This is a genomic window from Geminicoccus sp., from assembly GCF_035556675.1.
Lineage (GTDB): Bacteria > Pseudomonadota > Alphaproteobacteria > Geminicoccales > Geminicoccaceae > Geminicoccus.
In genome coordinates this window covers 1-2,879 of sequence record NZ_DATMFZ010000248.1, presented here as the reverse complement: position 1 = coordinate 2,879, position 2,879 = coordinate 1, and the positions used below count along the sequence as shown (strand labels likewise).

The window sequence follows — 2,879 nt, the reverse complement described above, 5'->3', positions numbered from 1 at the left end:
GAGGCCCGCTCGACGGTCCTGACGCCCGAGGAGGAAGCGATCATCGTCGCGCTTTGCCGGCATGCGCTGCGGCCGCTGGACGACGACCGGAGATCGAGGGCGGCAAGCCCATCAAGAAGCTTTGCCAGCTACCCGATCGGCTATGTCCACCTCGACATCGCCGAGATGCAGACCGAGGAGGGCAAGCTGCGCCTGTTCGTGGTGATCAGCCGCCGGCAGCCGGCCGATCCGATCTTTCGAGCAGACCGGGCCAGCAGGCGCGGCAGGCGGCTGCACCAGTGGGGTCGCCTTCGTCCAACTGGTGGAGAGCGCCGGCAAGATGAAAGCCGCCCGGCTCCTGCGTGCGCTGATCCTGGCCGTGCCTTGCGAGGTCCACTGGGTGCCGACCGACCACGGCACCCGGTGCACGCCGCGCAAGCAGGACATCCGGGACGTCCGGCACATCACGATCTGGGTGCGGCGCGTGACCTGGCGTCGCAAGCCAAGGGTCGTCTCGTCCGGGACCTCCGGCAGAAAGCCACTGGCGCAGAGCTGCGCCCGCACCGTCGCGTCGGTCCTGTCGGCCTTGATGCGCGCCTCGGCGATCAGCCGCACCTGGCGCGGGTTGGCGATCACCCCCCGGCCCATGTGCGGCCGGATCACCTCCGCCACCGCCCTCGCGGTGCCGGTCGCCGCGACCACGACATGGCCGGCACGGGTCAGGTTCTGCGCGAACGCCACCCCATGAGCACGGGTCATGCCGATCCGGCCAAGCCGCCGGCCATGCCGCGCTCCCAGTGCATCCGGCCTGCCCGCACTTGGGTGCTCCCGGTGCCCCACATCCCGGATGGGCTCACCATAGCGCTGATCCGGAGATCAGCGGGACCGCAGGGCACCGAAGCCATCATGCCGGATACCGGATAATGGCCAAGTCGAGCGGCTCAACCGCACGCTGAAGGATGCCACCGTCCGCCGGTCACGTCCGTCAGTGTGGTGGAAATTGGTCTGTGGTCTCAGGTAGCCATCGGTCAGGCGGCTCTGGGTGGGATTTGAGCAGGCTCTGGCTCGGCAGCTGCCACCGTCAGCTCGGCCATCGCCTCGACTTGCATGTAGCGGTGCTGGAGCTGCCATTCGTCGTTGGCCTCGAGCAGCACCGCACCGATCAGCCTTGTTATTGAGGCTTCGTTGGGAAAGATGCCTACCACGTCGGCCCGGCGCTTGACCTCCTTGTTCAGCCGCTCGAGGGGGTTCGTGCTGTGGAGCTTGACCCGGTGCTGGACGGGGAAGGCCATGTAGGCCAGCACGTCGTGCTCGCTCTCATCCATGAGCACAGCGAGCTTCGGCCAGCGGGGACGAAGCTGGTCGGCGACCTGCCGCCAAGTCTGCTGCGCTGCCGCCGGATCGGCCTGTAGGAAGGCCTGGCGCAGTGCCGCTGCGACCATTGTCTGCTGCCCTTTGGGCACGTGCGCCAACGCGCAGCGCATCCAGTGGACGCGGCAACGTTGCCAGGTGGCGCCGAACACCCGCCGGATCGCCCCTTTGAGCCCTTCATGGGCATCGGAGATCACCAGCTTCACAAGCTTCAGACCGCGTCGGACGAGGCCCTTGAGGAAGGTCGACCAGAACGTCTCCGCCTCGGAAGGCCCGAGGTGTAGGCCGACGATCTCACGCCGGCCTTCGCTGTCCACGGCTACGGCGATTATGGCAGCGACCGAGATGTTCGAACGGCAACGCCGATCGAACCGCCCTCGCGCACCTTCAGATAGGTGGCATCCAGCCAGAGATAGGGCCATTCCCCCTCGATCGGTCGCTCCAGGAAGGCGTTCACCCGCTCATCGATCTCCTTGCAGAGCTTGGAGACCGTGCTCTTGGAGATGCCGGAGAGACCCATGATCCGCCAGCAGGCGGATCATCCGTTCCATGAAATGGACCGGGCCAGCAGGCCCGGGAGGCGCCTGGACCAGATCGTCGACGCGCCGGGTCGAGACGCCACTGACCCAGGCCTCTTGAATGACAGCGACAAGCGCTTTCTCACTTACCTTCCGCGGCTCCAGGAACGGCGGGAAGTACGAGCCCTGGCGAAGCTTCGGCACACGGAGCTGCAAGGTCCCAAGCCGGGTATCGAGCGCGCGATCCCGGTAGCCGTTCCGGTAGTTCAGCCGCTCGGCTGAGCGCTCGTGTCGCCCAGCACCGATTAGGCCCTCCACGTCGTTCTCCATCAGGAGCTGCAGCACCGCTTCGGCGACGGCGCGCAAGAAGTCGCTATCGCCGGCCTTCTGCATGAGATCGGCCAGTGCCAATCTGTCTTCGGCCATCGGGTCTCTCCGTCCAGGTGAAGTGTCGCAACTCCACCCTAGCCGGCCGGCCCGATGGCCACCTCAAAACCGCAATGAATTTCCACCACGTCCGCGGACGCTACCTCCCGCTGCTGTGGATCGCGCCGGCCGCCAGCCATGACTGGTACGAGGGGTTGCGCGCGCCCAGCGGTGACCTGTGCTGCAACCAGAACGACTGCCGGTCGGTCCCCTACCGCTTCAACACCGAGACCGGGACGGAGGAAACCCAGGTGGATGGCCGTTGGTGGCCGATCAATCCGGAGCAGGTCGTGCCCTCGGCCGCGCCGGATGGCCAGGCCCACGCCTGCTGGAGCTCCTACATCCGCAACCCGACCCACACCCAGGCGAAGATCCCCACCTTCCGCTGCATCATCCTACCCCGGATGAGCAGTCTGGCTGTTGCCATCACCGGCTAGGCGAGATGCTCATGCCACCGGTCGATACGTTATGGCGGAATCGGGGCCATAGGGCAGGTATAGGCGCAGGCCCGCGATCTGCTGCATCATGATGGTGGATCTAGGTTAGCAGAAGCGCACGCTGATCCCTGGCAGGCCGATGCCATCC

Annotated in this window: 1 protein-coding gene and 3 pseudogenes; 2 read left to right on the top strand and 2 right to left on the bottom strand. The window is 66.4% G+C overall.

What is annotated here, in order from left to right; genetic code table 11:
- Positions 1–213: pseudogene (locus VNS22_RS28610) on the top strand (IS481 family transposase); the annotation flags it as partial.
- A 180-nt stretch (positions 214–393) separates the two neighbouring features.
- Here VNS22_RS28610 and VNS22_RS17535 read toward each other — a convergent pair.
- A pseudogene (locus tag VNS22_RS17535) lies at positions 394–828 on the bottom strand (IS110 family transposase); the annotation flags it as partial.
- Between the two features lie 179 nt (positions 829–1,007).
- Positions 1,008–2,294 (bottom strand): annotated as a pseudogene (locus VNS22_RS17530) (IS256 family transposase).
- Positions 2,295–2,368: 74 nt separating this feature from the next.
- On the opposite strand from VNS22_RS17530, the gene VNS22_RS17525 reads away from it, so the two are divergent.
- The gene (locus tag VNS22_RS17525; protein ID WP_325734671.1) at positions 2,369–2,731 is read left to right on the top strand and encodes a hypothetical protein; all 363 of its coding nucleotides are present in this window, start codon (positions 2,369–2,371) and stop codon (positions 2,729–2,731) included.
- Positions 2,732–2,879 lie beyond the last annotated feature (148 nt).